The sequence below is a fragment of the Arhodomonas sp. KWT genome (assembly GCF_010993615.1).
On sequence record NZ_WNXE01000197.1, the window covers coordinates 1,185 to 4,008 of the forward strand.

Below are 2,824 nucleotides of genomic sequence, written 5' to 3' on the forward strand. Positions count from 1 at the left end.
GGGACGGGTGAGGTTGCGCGCGAGCCAGTCGTCCAGCACCGCGTCCGGCGCCGATGCGGCCTCGCGCATGAGCCGGCGCAGCTGCGCCAGCGCCTCCGCGGGCAGGCGCCCGCGGGCGGCGTCGAAGCCCTCGGGGTCGCGGTATCGGCCGGGGTCGCGGGGGTCCTCGCCGCGCTCGCGCGCCCACTGAGCCAGCAGCTCGGCGCCGGAGGGCGCGCGGAAGCCCACGGAATAGGTGATGCAGTCGTCCTCGGCGATGCCGTAGTGGGGCACGCCGGGGGGAACGTAGAGCATGTCCCCGGGCCCGAGGACCCACTCGTCGGTGGTCTCGAAGTCGGCGAGCAGGCGCAGGTCCGGGTGGCCGCGCAGCCGCTCCGCCTCCGGGGCTGGCCACTGGAGGCGCCAGCGCCGGTGGCCCTGCCCCTGGACGAGGAAGACGTCGTAGCGGTCCAGGTGGGGGCCGACGGTGCCGCCGGGGGCGGCGTAGCTCACCATCAGGTCGTCAATGCGCCACTGGGGCAGGAAGCGGAACGGCGCGAGCCAGTCGGTGAACGCCGGCAGGTGTTTGTCCACGTCCTGCACCAGCAGCGTCCAGTCGTCGTCCGGGGTGTCGCTGAAGAAGGCCGGCTCGAAGGGCCCGTGGAGGAGCATCCAGTCCTCCTGGGCCGTCTCGCCGATCACCACCCGGGACTCCACGTCCGGCTCGGTGGCGAGCCCGGCGAGCTCCTCGGGGGTGATGCTCGCCGGCTGCTCCGGGAAGGCGCCGCGCACGACCAGCGGCCGCTGCTGCCAGTACTCCGCGAGGAAGGTCGCGGTGTCGATGTCGCCGAACAGTCCCGCCATCTCAGACCGCCCGGGCCTGCTCCGCTGCGAGGCCGACGTAGCGCGCCGGGGTGAGGGCGGCGAGCTCGGCGCGCACGGCCTCCGGCAGCTCCAGACCCTTGACGAACTCGGCCATGCCGGCCTGGTCCACCCGGCGGCCCCGGGTCAGCGCCTTGAGCTTCTCGTAGGGGGAGTCGATGCCGTAGCGGCGCATCACCGTCTGGATCGCCTCGCCGAGGACCTCCCAGTTGCCGTCGAGGTCGGCGGCGAGCCGGGCCTCGTCCGCCTCCAGCTTGCCCAGGCCCTTCTCCAGCGCCTGGCAGGCGATGAGGGTGTGCGCGAGCCCCACGCCGAGGTTGCGCAGGGTGGTGGAGTCGGTGAGGTCGCGCTGCCAGCGTGAGATGGGCAGCTTGCGCGCGAGGTGGTCCAGCAGCGCGCTGGCGACGCCCAGGTTGCCCTCGGCGTTCTCGAAGTCGATGGGATTGACCTTGTGGGGCATGGTCGAGGAGCCGACCTCGCCGGCCACGATCCGCTGGCGGAAGTAGCCCAGTGCGATATAGCCCCAGACGTCGCGGCAGAGATCCAGCGCGATGGTGTTCCAGCGTGCCTGGGCGTCGAAGAGCTCGGCGATGTAGTCGTGGGGCTCGATCTGGGTGGTGTAGGGGTTCCAGGCGAGCCCGAGGGCGCAAACGTAGCGTTCGGCAAACGCGGGCCAGTCCACTTCCGGGTAGGCTACGGTGTGGGCGTTGTAGTTGCCCACCGCGCCGTTGATCTTGCCCATGATGCGCACGCCGGCGAGCTGCTCGCGCTGGCGGCGCAGGCGCACGACGACGTTGGCGATCTCCTTGCCCAGCGTGGTCGGCGAGGCCGGCTGGCCGTGGGTGCGCGAGAGCATGGGCAGCTCGGCGAAGGCGTGGGCGAGCCCGCGCAGGTGTTCGTCGACCGCGTCCATGGCCGGGAGCATCACGGTGTCCCGCGCCTCGGTGAGCATCAGCGCGTAGGCGAGGTTGTTGATGTCCTCGGAGGTGCAGGCGAAGTGGACGAACTCGCGGATGGCCGCGAGCTCGGCGTTATCCGCCATGCGTTCCTTGAGGAAGTATTCCACCGCCTTCACATCGTGATTGGTGGTCGACTCGATCGCCTTGATGTGCTCGGCGTCGGTGACGTCGAAGCCGGAGACGATGGCATCCAGCGCGGCGCTGGCGTCCCCCGAGAGGGCCGGGACCTCGGCGATGCCCGGCTCGGCGGCGAGCGCCTGGAGCCACCGGACCTCGACGACGACGCGCTGGCGGATGAGTCCGTACTCGCTGACCAGCGGCTGCAGGGCCTCGGTCTTGCCGCCGTAGCGGCCGTCGACGGGGGAGATGGCGGTCAGTCGCGTCAGGTCCATGGTGGTCTCGGCTCTCCGGTTGGTAACGGGCGGTCGGGCCACGAATTCTACCCCCAGCGGCGGGGTCTCGCATCCGTGTCAGGGAGGCATGAGTTATATGGGTGATCAGGACTTTCGTGTCGAGCGCGACAGCATGGGCGAGCTCAACGTCCCCGCGGACGCGCTCTACGGGGCGCAGACGCAGCGGGCGGTGCAGAACTTCCCCATCAGCGGGCTGACGCTGCCGCGGACGTTCATCCGCGCCCTGGGGCTGATCAAGGCGGCGGCGGCCCAGACGAACGCGGACCTCGGGCTGCTGGAGCGGGATGTTGCCCATGCGATCGTCGCCGCGGCGGGCGAGGTCGCCGCCGGCGAGCACGACCGCCATTTCCCGGTGGACGTGTTCCAGACCGGCTCGGGCACGAGCACCAACATGAACGCCAACGAGGTGATCGCCCGCCTGGCGACGGAGGCGCTGGGCGACACCGTCCACCCCAACGATCACGTCAACATGGGCCAGAGCAGCAACGACGTGATCCCCACGGCCATCCACGTGAGCGCCGCGCTCGCCGCCCGCGAGACGCTGATCCCGGCGCTGGAGCACCTGGCCGGGACGATGGAGACGCGTGCCGA

Annotated in this window: 3 protein-coding genes; 1 reads left to right on the forward strand and 2 read right to left on the reverse strand. The window is 71.1% G+C overall.

Annotated features, from left to right (window positions below; genetic code table 11):
* Positions 1 to 843: cupin domain-containing protein (locus G7A99_RS16495; RefSeq protein WP_163142143.1), on the reverse strand; the 843-nt coding region annotated here is incomplete at its 3' end.
* A gap of 1 nt (position 844) precedes the next feature.
* A complete protein-coding gene (purB, locus tag G7A99_RS16500) occupies positions 845 to 2,212 on the reverse strand; it encodes an adenylosuccinate lyase (RefSeq protein ID WP_018719527.1) in 1,368 nt (455 codons plus the stop codon).
* Between the two features lie 97 nt (positions 2,213 to 2,309).
* On the opposite strand from purB, the gene G7A99_RS16505 reads away from it, so the two are divergent.
* A partial coding sequence (locus G7A99_RS16505) for a lyase family protein (RefSeq protein ID WP_240466313.1) occupies positions 2,310 to 2,824 on the forward strand: 515 nt, incomplete at its 3' end.

Coding starts and splice junctions, on each gene's coding strand:
- purB (WP_018719527.1), bottom strand. CDS start 2,212: ATGGACCTGACGCGACTGACCGCCATCTCCCCCGTCGACGGCCGCTAC.